The 15980-nt window shown below is 68.1% G+C and carries 13 protein-coding genes; 10 read left to right on the forward strand and 3 right to left on the reverse strand.

The genetic code is table 11. The features are described from left to right. Positions 1–121: 121 nt before the first annotated feature. Positions 122–1432, reverse strand: a complete 1311-nt coding sequence (locus ACFPAH_RS10645; protein WP_379744508.1) for a transglycosylase SLT domain-containing protein — start codon at positions 1430–1432, stop codon at positions 122–124. Positions 1433–1883: 451 nt separating this feature from the next. On the opposite strand from ACFPAH_RS10645, the gene ACFPAH_RS10650 reads away from it, so the two are divergent. From ACFPAH_RS10650 to ACFPAH_RS10665, 4 genes are all read left to right on the forward strand, one after another. Further along, positions 1884–2450 (forward strand): DUF1415 domain-containing protein, encoded by a 567-nt coding sequence (locus ACFPAH_RS10650; protein ID WP_379744510.1) that lies wholly within the window; start codon positions 1884–1886, stop codon positions 2448–2450. Next, complete coding sequence (locus tag ACFPAH_RS10655; protein ID WP_379744512.1) at positions 2431–2709, forward strand: DUF1289 domain-containing protein; 279 nt, start codon at positions 2431–2433, stop codon at positions 2707–2709. The genes ACFPAH_RS10650 and ACFPAH_RS10655 overlap by 20 nt, the downstream gene beginning before the upstream one ends. A gap of 184 nt (positions 2710–2893) precedes the next feature. Next, the gene (locus ACFPAH_RS10660) at positions 2894–6043 is read left to right on the forward strand and encodes an EAL domain-containing protein (RefSeq protein ID WP_379744514.1); all 3150 of its coding nucleotides are present in this window, start codon (positions 2894–2896) and stop codon (positions 6041–6043) included. Continuing rightward, entirely contained in the window at positions 6009–8324 is a 2316-nt protein-coding gene (locus ACFPAH_RS10665) for a xanthine dehydrogenase family protein molybdopterin-binding subunit (RefSeq protein WP_379744516.1), read from the forward strand. Before ACFPAH_RS10660 ends, ACFPAH_RS10665 begins: the two co-directional genes overlap by 35 nt. A gap of 18 nt (positions 8325–8342) precedes the next feature. Here the strand turns inward: ACFPAH_RS10665 and ACFPAH_RS10670 are convergent, their stop codons facing one another. Further along, on the reverse strand, positions 8343–8768 hold the full coding sequence (locus tag ACFPAH_RS10670) for a thioredoxin family protein (protein WP_379744518.1): 426 nt from the start codon (positions 8766–8768) through the stop codon (positions 8343–8345). A gap of 95 nt (positions 8769–8863) precedes the next feature. On the opposite strand from ACFPAH_RS10670, the gene tsaB reads away from it, so the two are divergent. The 4 genes from tsaB to ACFPAH_RS10690 are packed head-to-tail and all read left to right on the forward strand — an operon-like array spanning position 8864 to position 11940. Then, positions 8864–9589 carry a tRNA (adenosine(37)-N6)-threonylcarbamoyltransferase complex dimerization subunit type 1 TsaB gene (gene tsaB, locus ACFPAH_RS10675; RefSeq protein WP_379744520.1) on the forward strand — a complete coding sequence of 242 codons (726 nt, stop codon included), beginning with the start codon at positions 8864–8866 and terminating at the stop codon, positions 9587–9589. Next, the gene (rimI, locus tag ACFPAH_RS10680; protein WP_379744522.1) at positions 9586–10059 is read left to right on the forward strand and encodes a ribosomal protein S18-alanine N-acetyltransferase; all 474 of its coding nucleotides are present in this window, start codon (positions 9586–9588) and stop codon (positions 10057–10059) included. The genes tsaB and rimI overlap by 4 nt, the downstream gene beginning before the upstream one ends. Beyond that, complete coding sequence (locus ACFPAH_RS10685; protein ID WP_379744524.1) at positions 10056–10976, forward strand: uracil-DNA glycosylase; 921 nt, start codon at positions 10056–10058, stop codon at positions 10974–10976. The genes rimI and ACFPAH_RS10685 overlap by 4 nt, the downstream gene beginning before the upstream one ends. Then, a complete protein-coding gene (locus ACFPAH_RS10690) occupies positions 10957–11940 on the forward strand; it encodes a DUF1853 family protein (RefSeq protein WP_379744526.1) in 984 nt (327 codons plus the stop codon). Before ACFPAH_RS10685 ends, ACFPAH_RS10690 begins: the two co-directional genes overlap by 20 nt. A gap of 80 nt (positions 11941–12020) precedes the next feature. Here ACFPAH_RS10690 and lplT read toward each other — a convergent pair whose 3' ends face one another. After that, complete coding sequence (gene lplT, locus ACFPAH_RS10695; RefSeq protein ID WP_379744528.1) at positions 12021–13283, reverse strand: lysophospholipid transporter LplT; 1263 nt, start codon at positions 13281–13283, stop codon at positions 12021–12023. Between the two features lie 140 nt (positions 13284–13423). Here lplT and alr point away from each other — a divergent pair, with 140 nt between their 5' ends. Together alr and radA are read left to right on the forward strand one after the other, a co-directional pair. After that, positions 13424–14530, forward strand: coding sequence for an alanine racemase (alr, locus tag ACFPAH_RS10700; protein ID WP_379744530.1), 1107 nt, complete (start codon positions 13424–13426; stop codon positions 14528–14530). Continuing rightward, positions 14523–15902, forward strand: coding sequence for a DNA repair protein RadA (gene radA, locus ACFPAH_RS10705; protein WP_379744532.1), 1380 nt, complete (start codon positions 14523–14525; stop codon positions 15900–15902). The genes alr and radA overlap by 8 nt, the downstream gene beginning before the upstream one ends. The last annotated feature ends 78 nt before the right edge of the window (positions 15903–15980 follow it).

Here is a 15980-nt window from a genome sequence, read left to right on the forward strand (position 1 = left end):
CGGGGCCTCGAGAAACCGTAGCGAGCGGAAGGAGATTTGTCCGAGACGCACAGCTGTACGAGTAGTACAGCGAGCATCGCAGGACAAAGCTCCGACGCGCAGTAGGTTTATCGAGGTCCCCTCACCGTTGTTTGCGGCGGCTGTTGGTATTGCGGGACACGCGCGACTTCGACGACGTCACGGCCTTTGCCTTGAAACGCTGGGTGCGCGCGCCGCTGCGCTTCTCGCCGCGGTCCGCTTCGAGCGCCAGCACGGCGCTCTCGACGATGTTCTCGGCGATGTCCGAGTGCATCGAGGCCGAGGTCTTCGGCACCAGGATCGTGGAGCCGGCCTTCAGGCGGGTCTGGGCCGGGATGTTGTTGGCCTGGCGAATGACTTCCGGGGTGGTGCCGAACTTCGAGGCCAGCGACGAGATGCTTTCCTTGGCGCCCGTGATCTTGTGCGTAGTCCAGGTCGACAGCGCCTGGCCCCAGGATGCCAGGTTCAGGTGGAATTTCTCGGCGTTTTCCTTGGGCAGCAGGATCTTGGTCCGTTCGCCGCCGGTGATCACCGGGCGGTTGAACTGCGGGTTGAGCGCCTTGAATTCGTCGAGCGACATTTCGGCCAGCTGGGCGGCAATCGCCAGGTCGATGTCGCTGGTCTTGTCGATGGCCGTGAAATACGGCTGGTTGTCGATCACCGGCAGAACGACGTTGTACTGGCTCGGGTTGCTGACGATATTCTTGACCGCCTGCAGCTTCGGTACATAGTTGCGGGTTTCGGCCGGCATGAGGTCGGCCAGGCTTTCGAAATCGGTCGGCTTGCCGAGTTGCTGGTTCTTCTTGATCGCCTTCAGAACGTTGCCTTCGCCCCAGTTATAGGCGGCCAGGGCCAGCTGCCAGTCGCCGAACATCGAGTACAGGCGCTGCAGGTAGGTCAGGGCGGCGTCGGTCGAGGCCAGCACGCCGCGGCGCTCGTCCTTGAACATGTTCTGCTTGAGGTTGAAGTCCTTGCCGGTGCCCGGCATGAACTGCCAGATGCCGGCCGCGCTGGCGGTCGACAGGGCCTGCGGGTTGAAGGCGGACTCGATCACCGGCAGCAGGGCCAGTTCGGTCGGCATGCCGCGCTTTTCCAGTTCCTGGACCACGTGGTACAGGTAGGGCGAGGCGCGGCCGGAGATGCGCGCCATGTAATCAGGCTTCAGGCTGTACGACTTGGTGTGGCGTTCGACCAGGTTGTTGTTGATGTCGGGAATGGCGTAACCGCTGCGGATACGGCCCCAGACGTCGGTTTCCTTGTACTCGTCGACCTTGAACGACACGGCGCCGGTCGGGGCGCCGGCTCGGGCGGCGACGCCTTGCAGCGCGCTGCTCGACATGGTGTCGACGGCGTGGGCGAGGGGAGCCGAAAGCAGGAGCGCCAGCGCGGCGGCAATCGAGGTAGAGCGGGTCATGGTCATGTCGTACTTGGCCTTCCAGTGTTGCGTCCAGGAACTACGGGACTGATGATCAGGGGGGAGTGTAAGGAGCCCCTGTCGAGCCAGTCAAGCAATAAGCCCGGACGGTTACAAATTTTCTTGTCTATTCTTTTTGCTAACACTCAACGATTTTGGACGAGGGTACCTGGGGTATGCTGGCCGGGCCACCTGTTTTTCATAGGGCTGTGAAGCCGTCAATTCAGGATACCCCGTGGGAGTATAAAAAGCCTTTCACCAAATATAACTTCTTTCGAGCAACAAAAGATCAGCTTTAAAACATTGCAAAAGATTTAATAACTGCAATGCTTCCCGCATGCGCCGGTTAAGCTGTCAACTTACGCCTTGCGAATAGCTGACCTATGAGCACACGCAAACTGTGCGTACAATCCGCATATCGCCTCCGGCGTTTTTCTTATCGAAAGCACTCATGAACACGAATACCCATGCCGACGACGACGCGATCGTCGGCGCCACCCGCCGCTGGCTGGAAAAGGCCGTCATCGGCCTGAACCTGTGCCCGTTCGCCAAGGCGGTCTATGTCAAGGAGCAGGTGCGCTATGTCGTCTCGCCGGCGCGCACGCCCGAGGCCTTGCTCGAGCAACTGATGGACGAGCTGCAACTGCTGTCCGACACCCCGGCCGAGCAGGTGGACACGACGCTGCTGATCCACCCCTTCGTCCTCGGCGATTTCCTCGACTACAACGAATTCCTCGACGTGGCCGATGCCGCGGTCGAAGACATGCATCTCGACGGCGAACTGCAGGTGGCCAGCTTCCACCCGGAATACCAGTTCGCCGACACCGACAAGAACGATATCTCGAATTACACCAACCGCGCACCTTACCCGATCCTGCAGTTGCTGCGCGAAGACAGCATCGAGCGCGCGGTCGAGGCCTTCCCGGAGGCCGAGGCGATCTTCGAGAAGAATATCGAGACCCTGGAACAGCTCGGCCACGAAGGCTGGGACAAGCTCGATGTCGGACCTGCACGCTGACCCGTCGGGCGCAGCCGCGCCCAACGAGCCGGACAATGGGCGACCTGTCGGGGCGCTCCCGCAGCGCCCTGTCGGGGCGCTCCCGCAGCGCCCCGACACTCCCTGCGTTGCCGTCTGCTCGACCACCTTCGACGAGATCTGCCGCGGCTGCGGGCGCACCGTGGCCGAGGTGGCGCACTGGGTGTCGATGACGCCGGCGCAGAAGGAAATCGTGTGGCAGCGCATCCTGGCGCAAGGCTATCCCCGCCGCAACACCTGAACACGCTTGCACACCAGGCCGCCAGACCGCCCGCGCCTGTGCGATCATAGGCTTGTGACAGGCGGGTTCGCCCGGCCTGCAACCGGCAGTTGCGGGCCGATTCCGGGTGGCGCCACGCACTTCGGAGTGTGCAGGCATCCTGCACGGGCCGGCAGCGGCAACACCAACCATTGCGGCCCAGACTATGCCCCGGATTGACCTGCGCGCCAGGATGTCGAGACTGACCAGGCTGTATGCCAGGTCCGTGTACGGCACCATGCTCATCGTCATCGTCGGCGGCCTGGTCATTCCGGTGCTTGTGGCGGGCTACTTCCTGCTGGTGGTGCAGGAACGCGAGTCGGCCGTCGCCGACCTCAACGACACGCTGCAGCGCAATGCCGACGTCCTCGCGCTGGGCATGCAGGAATCCCTGTGGGACATGAATACCGACGCCGCCCGCTCGCTGGTCGATGCCGTCATGCGCGACCCGTCGGTGGTCCGGATCCAGGTGATCGGGGTCGGCGACACGGGCGTCATCGACAGGCGCGCCGCACCCCGGCCGCTGGGCAGGGTGGTGCAGGCCACGCGCGCGATCGCCGTCCAGGACGAGCGCATCGGCGAGGTCCGGATCGAGATGGACGACCTGCTGAGCGAACAGGCCCTGCACCGCAAGCAGCGCAACTACGCGCTGGTGCTGGCGGTGCAGGTATGCATATCGCTGGCGCTGATCCTTACATTCCTGCGCCGGCGCCTGCGCGCACCCCTGCAGACGCTGTCGGGCTTTTCCGACCGCCTTTCGCGCGGCGACTTCGACACGCCGCTGGTGCTCGAAGCCCCCGGCGAACTCGGGCGACTCGGTACCCAGATGGAACGCATGCGCGGGGCGATCCGCGAGCTGTTCGTCGACGTCGCCCGGCGCGAGGAACAGTTCCGCACCATCGTCACCCAGGTGCCCGGCGCCGTGTTCCGCGCCCGCCCCGGCGGCGCCATCGATTTCGTCAGCGATGCCATCGAAGACATCTCGGGCGTGCCGGCAGCCCGGTTCATGCGCGGCACCACGGGCGACTGGGCACGCCTGGTCGTTGCCGAGGACCGGGCCGCGCAGCGCCAGGCGACGCGCGAGGCGATCCTGGCCGGCCGCAGCTACGCAATCGAATACCGGATCCGCGACGCCGAAGGGCGCGAGCGCTGGGTGCTCGAAAGCGGACAGCCGCAGCGGGTGCCGGGGGAAGAGGGCTACTGGGTCGACGGCATCATTTCCGACATCGGCGAGCGCAAGCACAACGAAATGCGTATCGCCGCCTTGCTGGCCGAGCAGGGCGCGATCCTCGACAACGTCATGTTCGGCGTCGTCTTCACGCGCGCGGGGCGCATCGTGTCGGTCAACCGCCGCTCCGAGGAGCTGTTCGGCTACCGCGGCGGCAGCCTGGTCGGCCAGCCGCCATCGATCTTGTTTACCAGCAAGGCGGAGCATGCCGCCGCCGAAGCGCGCTTCGTCGCGATCCTGGCCGAAGGGGGCGACCCCAGCCACGAGCGCCGCTTCCGGCGCCGCGACGGCAGCCTGCTGTGGTGCCTGGTCAGCGGCAGCGCGATCGAACCCGGCCGTCCGGAGGCGGGCAATATCTGGGTGTTCGCCGACATCTCCGAGCGCAAGGAAGCCGAGGAAAAGCTGCGCCTGTCCGCCACCGTGCTCGAGCATATCGCCGACGGCGTGATGGTGACCGACGCGCAGGGCACGATCGTGACCGTCAACCAGGCTTTCACCCACATCACCGGCTGGTCCAGCGACGAAGTCGTCGGCCGCCCCTGGGATGTGATGAGCACGGACCGCGCGGACCAGGAGCTGGGCTGGAACATGTGGCGCCAGCTCAGCGCGACCGGCATCTGGCGCGGCGAGCTGCTGAGGGCGCGCAAGGACGGGGAAACCTATCGCGAGTGGCTGACCGTATCGACCGTGCGCAACGCTGCCGGCGCGGTCTCCCATTATGTCGGCGTCTTCAGCGACATCACCCGCCTGAAGGAGTCGCAGGACAAGCTCGACTACCTGGCCCACCACGACCCGCTGACCGGCCTGCCCAACCGCCTGCTGTTCCAGGACCGCCTGCTGCACGCGATCGGCCGCGCCGCCCGCGAAAGCCAGCAGCTGGCGGTCGTGTTCATCGACCTCGACCGCTTCAAGAACGTCAACGACACGCTCGGCCACCACGTCGGCGACGAACTGCTCAAGCAGGTGGCCGCCGCGCTCGGCGCGCGCCTGCGCGAAGGCGACACGCTGGCGCGCCTCGGCGGCGACGAGTTCGTCGTGCTGCTCGAGAACGTCAGCGGCCGCTTCGGCGCGCGCCAGGTGGCCGACAAGCTGATCGGCATGTTCGAGCAGCCCTTCACGGTGGCCGGCCACGAGCTGTTCGTCACCGGCAGCATCGGGATTGCCTTGTACCCCGACGACGGCGTCGACGCCAACCTGCTGGTGAGGAATGCCGACGTCGCCACGTACCAGGCCAAGTCGCGCGGGCGCAACGGCTACCAGTTCTATGCGCGCGAGATGGACGGCGAAGGCGTCGAGCGCCTGCGCATGGAAGCGCTGCTGCGCCGCGCGATCGAACGAGACGAGATCTTCCTGCACTACCAGCCCCAGATCGAGATCGGCAGCGGGCGCCTGATCGGGGTCGAGGCGCTGGTGCGCTGGCACAATGCCGAGCTGGGATCGGTCAGCCCGGCGCGCTTCATCCCGATGGCCGAGGACACCGGCTTCATCCACCAGATCGGCGAATGGGTGCTGCTCGAAGCCTGCCGCCAGATGGTGCGCTGGGACGAGGCCGGCCTGGCGGTGCCGAAGATGGCGGTCAACCTGTCGGTGCGCCAGGTCCAGCGCGGGGCGATGGCGCCGCAGGTGGCGCGGGCGCTCGCGGAAACCCGGCTGGCGCCGCAGCGCCTGCAGCTGGAAGTGACCGAATCGGTGATCATGGACACCGGCGACGCGCTGGCCTTCGTGCACGACCTGCACGCGATGGGCGTGGGCCTGGCGATCGACGATTTCGGCACCGGCTACTCCTCGCTGGCCTACCTCAAGCAGCTGCCGGTGGACGTGCTCAAGATCGACCGCAGCTTCATCAAGGACATCGCGCTCGACTCGAACGACGAAGCGATCGCGATCGCCATCATCCAGCTCGGGAAAAGCATGAACCTTTCGGTGATCGCCGAAGGGGTGGAAACGGAAGAACAGGCAGCCTTTCTGCTGCGCCACGGCTGCACGCGCGCGCAGGGTTACCTGTACGGCCGGCCGGCGGCGCCGGGCGAGCTGCTGCAAGAATGGACAGGCAATGAGAGACACGAACGAAGCGACAGCACCCATTGACACCGGCCCGGCGCTGCCAGGCTCGCCGCGACGGCGTCGCTTCCTGCTCGGCGGCCTGGCCGCCGGCGGCGCCCTGCTGGTGGGCTGGGGCACGCGCCCGCCGCGCCAGCGCCTGCACAGCGGCGCGCCGCTGGCGGTCGCGCCAGGCGTGGTCGCCCTCAACGGCTGGGTCGCGATCGGGCCCGACGGCCAGGTATCGGTGGTGGTGCCGCGCAGCGAAATGGGGCAGGGCGTGCACACGGCGCTGCCGATGCTGGTGGCCGAGGAGCTCGACGCGCCGCTCGCGGCCGTGTCCATCATGGCGGCGCCGATCGACAAGATCTTCGGCAACCTGGCGGTACTGCGCGAGAACCTGCCTTTCCACCCGGACGAGCGCGGCAACGTGAAAGACGGCGCCCAGTGGATGCTGGGGAAGATCGGGCGCGAACTGGGCATCATGTTCACGGGCGGCTCGACCAGCGTCAAGGATGCCTGGCAGCCGATGCGCGAAGCCGGCGCCGTGGCGCGCGCGATGCTGGTCAAGGCCGCCGCCGCGCAGTGGACATGCGCGGTGGCCGATTGCCGCACCGAAGACGGCTTCGTGATCCACCGGGACGGCCGGCGCGCTTCCTACGGCAGCCTGGCCGCGCGCGCGGCGCAGGTAGGCGCGGGGATCGGCATCGCCGACGTGCGCCTGAAGGAACCCGGCGCCTTCCGCCTGATCGGCCAGCCGGCGCCGCGCCGCGACACGCCCGCCAAGAGCGACGGCTCGGCGCTGTTCGGCATCGACGCCCGGCCGCCGGGCCTGCTGTATGCGGCGGTCAGGATGTCGCCCGTGATCGGCGGCACGGTCGCCTACTTCGATGCGGCCGAGGCCAGGGCCATGCCGGGGGTGACCGGCGTCGTCGATTTTTCGTCCGCGCTGGGACCGTATGCGGGCGCCGGGGCCGGCCTGGCCGTGGTCGCCCGCAGCTGGTGGCAGGCGAAGACGGCCGCCGGCGCGCTGCTGGTACGCTGGCACGAGAACGGCGGGGCGCACTTGTCGAGCGACGCCATCTTCGCCGGCCTCGAAGCCGCGCTCGACGAGGAGGCCGGCTACGCCTATTTCGAATCCGGCACCCAGGACGTCGAGGGCGTGGCGCAGATCGTGCGCGCCGAATACCGCGCGCCCTTCCTCGCGCACGCGGCGATGGAGCCGGTCAACTGTACCGCCCAGGTCGCGGACGGCAAGGTGCGCCTGTGGCTCTCGACCCAGGTGCCGAGCATCGCCGTCGACATCGCTGCCAAGGTCGCCGGGGTGGCGCGCGAGGACGTCGCGATCGAGGTCATGCTGCTGGGTGGCGGTTTCGGGCGCCGGCTGGAGGGCGACATGGTGGCGCAGGCGGTGGCGGTGGCGCTGCGTAGCGGCGGCCAGCCCGTGCAGCTGATCTGGACCCGCGAGGACGACACCCGCCACGACGTGTACCGGCCGGCCGCGCTGGCGCGCTTTTCCGCCAGCCTTGATGGGCAGGGCCGGCTGCTGGCCTGGAACAACAGGTCCGCCAGCGGCGCCATCGGCCACCAGTACTACCCGCGCAACCTTGGCCTGCCGGGCATGGGACCGGACAAGACCACGGCCGAGGGCGAATACGACATGCAGTACGAGATCGCCAACCAGCGCGTCGCCCACGTGATCGTCGACAGCGCGGTGCCGCTCGGCTACTGGCGCTCGGTCGGCCACTCGCACAATGCGTTTTTCAAGGAAGGCTTCCTCGACGAGGTCGCGCATGCGGCGGGGCAGGACGGCGTGCGTTACCGGCGCGCCCTGCTGCAGGAACACCCGCGCCACCTGGCGGTGCTCGATGCCGCCGTCGAGGCGGCCGGCGCGGCGCCCGCCGGACGCGCCCACGGCGTCGCGCTGCACCAGTCCTTCGGCAGCATCGTGGCCCAGGTGGCGGAAGTCTCGGTCGCGGGAACGGAGATCCGCGTTCACCGGGTCGTGTGCGCCATCGATTGCGGCATCGTCGTCAATCCGAACATCGTGGCCCAGCAGATGGAGTCGGCCGTGGTGTTCGGGCTGTCGGCCGCGCTGGGCGGCGAGATCACGATCAGGGACGGGCGCGTGCAGCAGTCGAACTTCGGCGACTATCCGGTGTTGCGCATGGACCGCGCGCCCGTGGTCGAGACCGTCATCATCAAGAGCGCCGAGGCGCCGGAAGGGGTGGGCGAGCCGGGCGTGCCGCCGGTGGCGCCGGCGGTGGCCGCGGCCGTGTTCAAGCTGACCGGGCAGAGGCTGCGCAGCTTACCCCTGCGGCTGGCCTAGTCAAGCCAGGCTGAACCTTTACTGCGCGTCGCGCAGCAGGACGCGCAGGTTGCAGTCGCGCTGCCAGCCGCGCCGCTCCTCGTTCGACGCGGCCAGGCGCGCCAGTTCCTCCGGCGCCATCTCGGCCTGCGCCTGCAGCAGGCGCTCGGCGACGGCGGCGTCGGGCAGCATGGGGCCGAAGAAGGCGACCGTATCGCCCTGCTGCACCAGCAGCGTCGGGAAATTCTCGACATCGAGGTCGCCGACGACGTCGGCCTGGTCTTCGACGTCGATCCAGACGAAGGTCTTGTCCGGATGGCGCGCCGCCAGGGCGTCGAAGGCGGCGCGGTAGGAGCCGCAGGTGCCGCACCAGGCGGCGCACAGGCAGGCGACGATCCAGCGGCCGCCGTCGAAGGCGGCCTGGATCGCGTCCCGGTTGTCTGACTCGAGCGTTAGGCTATGCATGGGCGCATTCTACCTCCTGGCCGGGGCCGCGTCACCACGGCCTTGCTGCGCGCCTGGCCATGGATCGGAGGGCGCGCGCCGGGTTAAAATACGGTATGTCTATCATCCTTGCCATCGAAACCTCGTCGGAACTCGCCTCGTGCGCGCTGTCGTCCGGCGACGCCACCGTCATCTCGCGCGATTCAAGCGGCGTGCGCACCCATTCCCAGTCGGTGCTGCCGATGGTGCAGGAGCTGCTGCGCGAAGCAGGCATCGCCTTGCCGGACGTCGACGCGATCGCCTTCGGCGCAGGTCCCGGTTCGTTTACCGGCGTGCGCACTGCCTGCGGCGTGGCCCAGGGGCTGGCCTTCGGCGCCGGCCTGCCGGTGCTGCCGCTGGTTACCCTCGAAGCGATGGCGGAAAGCTGCCGCGCGCGCAGCGGCGCGACCGAGGTGCTGGCCGTGCTCGACGCGCGCATGGGCGAAGTCTATTGGGCGCAATACCGGTATGCCGGCGGCGCCTGGCAGGCGCTGATCGAACCGACCCTGTCCGCGCCGGGCGCGGTCCAGCCGCAAGCTCGCGACGGCCTGGCCGCCTGCGGCAACGGCTTTGCCGCCTATCCCGACGCCTTTGCCGGCGCCGGCTTTGCCGCCGGGGCCGATGCCTCGATCGTGCCGCACGCGCGCGACATGGCCGTCATCGGCGCCCGCGCGCTGGCGGCGGGGCTGGGCGTGCCGCCAGCCCAGGCCCAGCCGCTGTACCTGCGCAACAAGGTCGCGTTCACCAGCGCCGAGCGTCAGGCAATCAATCGTGCCAAGGCGGCTGCCGGGACGGAACCATGATGATGAACGCGCCTGCCGGCGCAGGCCTGGCGCTCGTGCCGATGACGCCCGCCGACGTCGACGAGGTGCATGCGCTCGAATGCAGCGTGTTTCCGCACCCGTGGAGCCGCGCCAACTTCGCCGACTCGCTCGAGGCCGGCTACGACGCCTGGCTGCTGCGCGACCGGGCCGGCAAGCTGGCCGGCTACTTCGTGCTGATGTATGCGCTCGACGAGGCACACCTGCTCGACGTCGCGGTGGCCGGCGAGCGCCATGGCACCGGACTGGGGCGCTACCTGATCGAGACCCTGTGCGCGCGCGCCCGCGAGATGGGCGCGACTTCCGTGCTGCTCGAGGTGCGCCCGAGTAACGAACGCGCGCTGGCCGTGTACGGACGTTTCGGCTTTGCCGAGATCGGGCGCCGCAAGGGGTATTATCCTGCCCATGAAGGCAAGCGCGAGGATGCCATCGTGATGAGGCACACATTATGAACGAGCGCGACGAGGTATTCCTCGCCGAGATGGGCATTGCGCCGCTGTGGCGCCTGCGCCGCCAGCCGCCTGCCGAAGCAGAAGGCGCGGAGCAGGCCGAGCCGACCCAGCAGGAAGCGCAGCCTGCCGAGGCGCCATCCCCGGCCCCGGTTGCCCCGGCGCCGGCCAACGAAGGCTTCGTGCCGCCGCCGCCGCGCGATCCGGCCTGGGGCGAGATTCCGCGCACCTCGGCGCCGGCCCCGGCGCCATGGACGCCGCCGGCGCCCGCTCCGGTCGAGGAACCCGAACCGGCCGACAGCCTGGAGGCCATCGCCGCCATGGATTGGGACGAGCTGCACGCGGCCATTGCGCGCTGCGAGCGCTGCGGCTCCTGCGCCGGACGCAAGCCGGTGTATGGCGCGGGCAGCCGCGAGGCGCGCTGGTTCGTCGCCGCCGGCGCCCCGAGCGCGGCCGACGAGCAGGCCGGGCAGCCGCTGACGGGCGACGCGGGCAAGCTGTTCGACAACATGCTGGCCGCCGGCGGGCTGTCGCGCGAGACCGATGTCTACGTGACCCAGCTGGTCAAGTGCCGCCCGGCGAGCGCCAACGGCGGCGACCGCGCGCCGACCGCCGACGAGGCGGCCGCCTGCCGCCCCTTCCTCGAGCGCGAACTGGCCCTCTGCGGTGCGTCGACCGTGCTGACCCTGGGCCAGATCGCCGCCAATGGCCTGCTTGGCAAGCCGCTCTCGGCGCCGCTCGCCGGCAGCCGCGGCAGCGTGCATGCCTTCGGCAACACGGCGCTGGTGGCGACCCTGCACCCGGGCGAGCTGCTGCGGCGCGGCCTGGACAAGGCGCTCGCCTGGGCCGACCTGTGCCGCGCCCGCGCGCAGGCGCGCTCCGATGGGCGGGACGAGCCCGATGCGCGACGGGACCGATAGCTACCAGCTCGCCTTCCACCGCCGCTGGGGCCACCTGCGGCGCGCCCGGGTGCGCGCCCTGGCCTGGCTGCTCGATTCGCCCGACCTGCTCGACGCCGCCGCGCCCCACTGGCAGGGCCGCATCGCCTCCACCGGGCCGGTGACGCCGGAGGTCGCGCGCTGGCTGGCGGACCTCGACCACGACCCGGCCCCGCTCGACGCCGCGCTGGGCACCCGCGTCTACACCCGTCTCGGGCTGTATGCCGAAAAGCTGATGGCCTTCTATTACCAGCACCAGGGCAGGCTGGTCGCGCACGGCCTGCAGATCCGCGCCAACCGCAACGACACGGTCGGCGAGTTCGACTTCCTGCTCGATGCCGGTCCGGACTTCGTCGAGCACATCGAATTCGCGACCAAGTTCTACCTGCTGCAAGGGGAGGCCGGCGCCGCCTCCGATGCCCAGCAGTTCGATACCCTCGTGGGCCCCAACCTGGCCGACAGCCTGGGCGCGAAGATGCGCAAGATCTTCGAGCGCCAGCTCGCACTGGGGACGCACCCGGCCGCGCAAAGCCAGCTGCCGCGGCCGGTGGTGGCGGCGCACGCGCTGGTCAAGGGCTGGCTGTTCTATCCGGCCGGCAGCTGGCCGGCGATGAGCGGCATCACGGCCGGCCACTGCCGCGGCTTCTGGTGCGCGCTCGGCGAGCTCGACACGCTCGGCGCCGACGCCTTCCTGATCCTGCCCAAGCTGCAGTGGCTGGCGCCGTTCCGCGCGGCGCAGGCGTCCTGGCTGCTCAACCGCGCGCAGCTGCACGCGGAACTCGAGGCGCAGTTCGAGACCAATGCCGCGCCGGTGCTGGTGGCCGTGGTGCGCGAGACGCCGGGGTTGGTGGAAGAGGTGGAGCGGGGATTCATCGTGCCGAACGACTGGCGCGAGCGGGCCGAAGCCAAGCGCAGCCAGGAGTTGGGGCGAAATATTATTTGGTGATATTGCAGTTTTTGCAAATATCGTAGGGTGGGCACACGTGCCCACCCTACGTTGCGGCGCCGTCGAAGGTCGGACGCCAATCAGTGCTTGTGTTCCCCGATCAGCGCCAGCGAATCGTGCTGCTTCTGGTTCGCCTGGTGCCGCTTGAGGATGAGCCAGGTGATGCCCGCGATCGACAGGCCGAACAGCACGATGATGATGTCCAGGTCGAGGTTCAGGGTGATCATGATCGCGTACAGCGCCAGCATGGTCAGGATCGACAGGTTCTCGTTGAAGTTCTGGACCGCGATCGAGTGGCCGGCGCTCATGAGCACGTGGCCGCGGTGCTGCAGCAGCGCGTTCATCGGCACCACGAAGAAGCCCGACAGGAAGCCGATCAGGGCCAGCAGCGGGTAGGCGATGATCACGTCGTGCACGAACACCATGATGGTCACGACGAAGCCCATGAAGATCCCCATCGGGATCACGGTCAGCGATTTGCGCAGCGGGATCATGCGCGCGGCCAGCACCGCGCCGAGCGCGACGCCCACCGCCACCACGCCGATCAGGCCGGTGGCCTTGTCGAGGGTCATGCCCAGCGAGCGCTCGGCCCACTTCAGGACGATCAGCTGCAGGGTCGCGCCGGCGCCCCAGAACAGGGTCGTCACGGCCAGCGAGATCTGGCCCAGCTTGTCCTTCCAGAGGGTGGCCGAGCAGTTCGCGAAGTCGGCGATCAGCTTGGCCGGGTTGCGTTCCTGGTGCTCGTAGCGGGCGCCGGTATCGGGGATGCGCAGGTTGAACAGGGACGCCAGCACGTAGATTCCCGCGACCACGGTCATGGCCGCTTCGCTGGTGGTATCGATGCCGGTTCCCAGCAGGGGGAGGTCGAGGCTGAGCAGCAGTTCGGAACCCGCGTTGCTGACCAGCGCGCCGCCGAGCACCGTGCCGAAGATGATCGACATCACGGTCAGGCCTTCGATCCAGCCGTTCGCGACGACCAGTTTTTCGGGCGGCAGCAGCTCGGTCAGGATGCCGTATTTGGCGGGCGAATAGACGGCGGCGCCGAAGCCGACGACGGCATAGGCAAGCAGCGGGTGCACGGTGAGGAACATCAGGGCGCAACCGAGGATCTTGATCAGGTTGGCGATGAACATGACCCGGCCTTTCGGCAGCGAATCGGCAAAGGCGCCCACGAATGCGGCCAGCAGCACATAGAACAAGACGAACGACAGCTTCAGCAAGGGAGTCAGCGAAGCGGGGGCGTTCATCCTCACCAGCACGTCAATGGCTACAAAAAGCAGCGCATTGTCTGCCAGCGACGAGAAGAATTGCGCCGCCATGATGGTATAGAAACCACGATTCATTCGAAGAGCCAGGAAACTTGTGTGGGTTGCTTTATACCATGAAAGGTCGGCACGCCCAAAGAAACGGCCGCGCAGGATGCGGGGCGGTCCGGTAAAATGGCGGCTTCCGCCTGAACCGTTTTTTTTATTCTTTATCGCCCATGCCACGCCCGCTCTGCGCCACCATTCATCTCGATTCGATGCAGCACAACCTGGGGCGCGCGCGCGCCTGCACGCTTGACGCCAAGGTCTGGGCCGTCGTCAAGGCCAACGCCTACGGCCACGGGCTCGAACGCGGCATGCGCGGCTTCGCCCAGGCCGACGGCCTGGCCCTGATCGAGACCGAGAACGCGCTGCGCCTGCGCGAACTCGGCTGGGTGAAACCGATCCTGCTGCTCGAGGGGATCTTCGACGCCAGCGACGTGTCGCTGCTGGCCGAGCACAATATCAACAGCACCGTGCACTCCCTGGAGCAGATCAAGATGCTCGAGTACACCCAGCTCTACCGCCCGATCGACGTCCACCTCAAGATGAACACCGGCATGAACCGGCTCGGCTTCAAGCCTGAAGCGTATGCGGCCGCGTACAAGCGCTTGCGCGCGATTCCCGGCGTGCGCCACATCACCCTGATGACCCACTTCGCGAATGCCGACGAGCTCGAACACCCGCGCCTGGCGATTCCCGAGCAGGTGCGCCGCTTCTGCGCCGGCGCCGAGGGCCTCGAGGGCGAACGCAGCCTGTCCAATTCCGGCGGCGTGCTGCACCAGGCCGTGCTCCAGGCCGAGCTGCAGAACGACTGGGTCCGCCCCGGCATCATGCTCTACGGCGGCACCCCGGGCGGGCGTAGCGCCGCGGAGTTCGGCCTGCGCCCGACCATGACCCTGTCCTCGGAAATCATCGCGATCCAGGACCTGGTGGCCGGCGACACCGTCGGCTACGGCAGCCGCTTCGAAGCGAGCGGGCCGATGCAGGTGGGCGTGGTCGCCTGCGGCTATGCCGACGGCTACCCGCGCCACGCGCCGCACGGCACCCCGGTGATCGTCGACGGCGTGCGCACCACCGTCGTCGGGCGGGTGTCGATGGACATGATGACGGTCGACCTGACCCCGATCCCGAATGCCCGCATCGGCAGCAAGGTCACGCTCTGGGGCGACGGCCTGCCGATCGACGAGGTGGCCGCCGCGTCGGGCACCATCGGCTATGAATTGATGTGCGCACTCGCGCCGCGCGTGCGCGTCACGGAAGGACGGTTAGGGACAAATGGCTAAAGCAAAGACCCAGTTCGTCTGCAGCGAGTGCGGCAGCGTCGCCAGCCGCTGGACCGGCCAGTGCGCCGATTGCAAGGCCTGGAACACGATGGTCGAGAGCGTCGTCGAGACGGCCGGCGTGAACCGCATGTCGCAGACCGTCAACCACAAGGCGCTGGCGCAAACGGCGCCGGTGCTCTCGCTCGCCGACATCGAGGCGGTCGACGTGCCGCGCTTCGGCACCGGCATCGAGGAATTCGACCGCGTGCTGGGCGGCGGCCTGGTCGCCGGCGGCGTGGTGCTGATCGGCGGCGATCCCGGCATCGGCAAGTCGACCCTGCTGCTGCAGGCGCTGGCGAACCTCGCCGCGACGCGCAGTACCTTATATGTCAGCGGCGAGGAATCCGGCGCCCAGATCGCGCTGCGCGCGCGGCGCCTGATGGTCGACGCCAAGGACCTCAAGTTGCAGGCCGAGATCCAGCTCGAGAAAATCCTCGGCACCCTGGCCGACCTCAAGCCCGAAGTGGCGGTGATCGACTCGATCCAGACCCTGTATTCGGACGCGCTGACGGCGGCGCCGGGCTCGGTGTCGCAGGTGCGCGAGTGCGCGGCCCAGCTGACGCGGGTGGCCAAGCAGACCGGCGTGACCATCATCCTGGTCGGCCACGTCACGAAGGAGGGCGCGCTGGCCGGCCCGCGCGTGCTCGAACACATCGTCGACACCGTGCTGTATTTCGAGGGCGATACCCAGTCCAGCTTCCGCCTGGTGCGGGCGATCAAGAACCGCTTCGGCGCCGTCAACGAGCTCGGTGTGTTCGCGATGACGGAGAAGGGCCTGAAGGGCGTCTCGAATCCATCGGCCCTGTTCCTGTCGCAGCACGACAACCAGGTGCCGGGTTCCTGCGTGATGGTGACCCAGGAGGGCACGCGCCCGCTGCTGGTGGAAATCCAGGCCCTGGTCGACGCCAGCCACCTGCCGAACGCGCGCCGGCTGTCCGTCGGCCTGGAGCAAAACCGGCTGGCGATGCTGCTCGCCGTGCTGCACCGGCACGCGGGAATCGCCGCCTTCGACCAGGACGTCTTCATCAACGCGGTGGGCGGCGTGAAAATCGCCGAACCGGCGGCCGACCTCGCGGTGTTGCTGGCAATTAACTCGTCGATGCGGAACAAGCCCTTGCCGCGCGGGTTGGTCGTGTTCGGCGAGGTCGGCCTGGCTGGCGAGATCCGCCCGGCGCCACGCGGCCAGGAGCGCCTCAAGGAAGCGGCCAAGCTCGGCTTCTCGATCGCCCTGGTCCCGAAGGGAAATGCCCCGAAGCAAAAGATTGAAGGAATGACCATCATCGCGGTCGAGCGCATCGACCAGGCGTTTACCAAGCTGCGCGAACTCGACTGAGGCGCAGCGCTGGGCAAGGCCGCTGCTTGCCCGGCGTCTTGGCGCGCGCCAGCCGGATGCAGCCATATTGCATATAAT

The sequence above is a fragment of the Massilia sp. GCM10023247 genome, from assembly GCF_042653325.1.
Classification (GTDB): Bacteria; Pseudomonadota; Gammaproteobacteria; order Burkholderiales; family Burkholderiaceae_D; genus Telluria.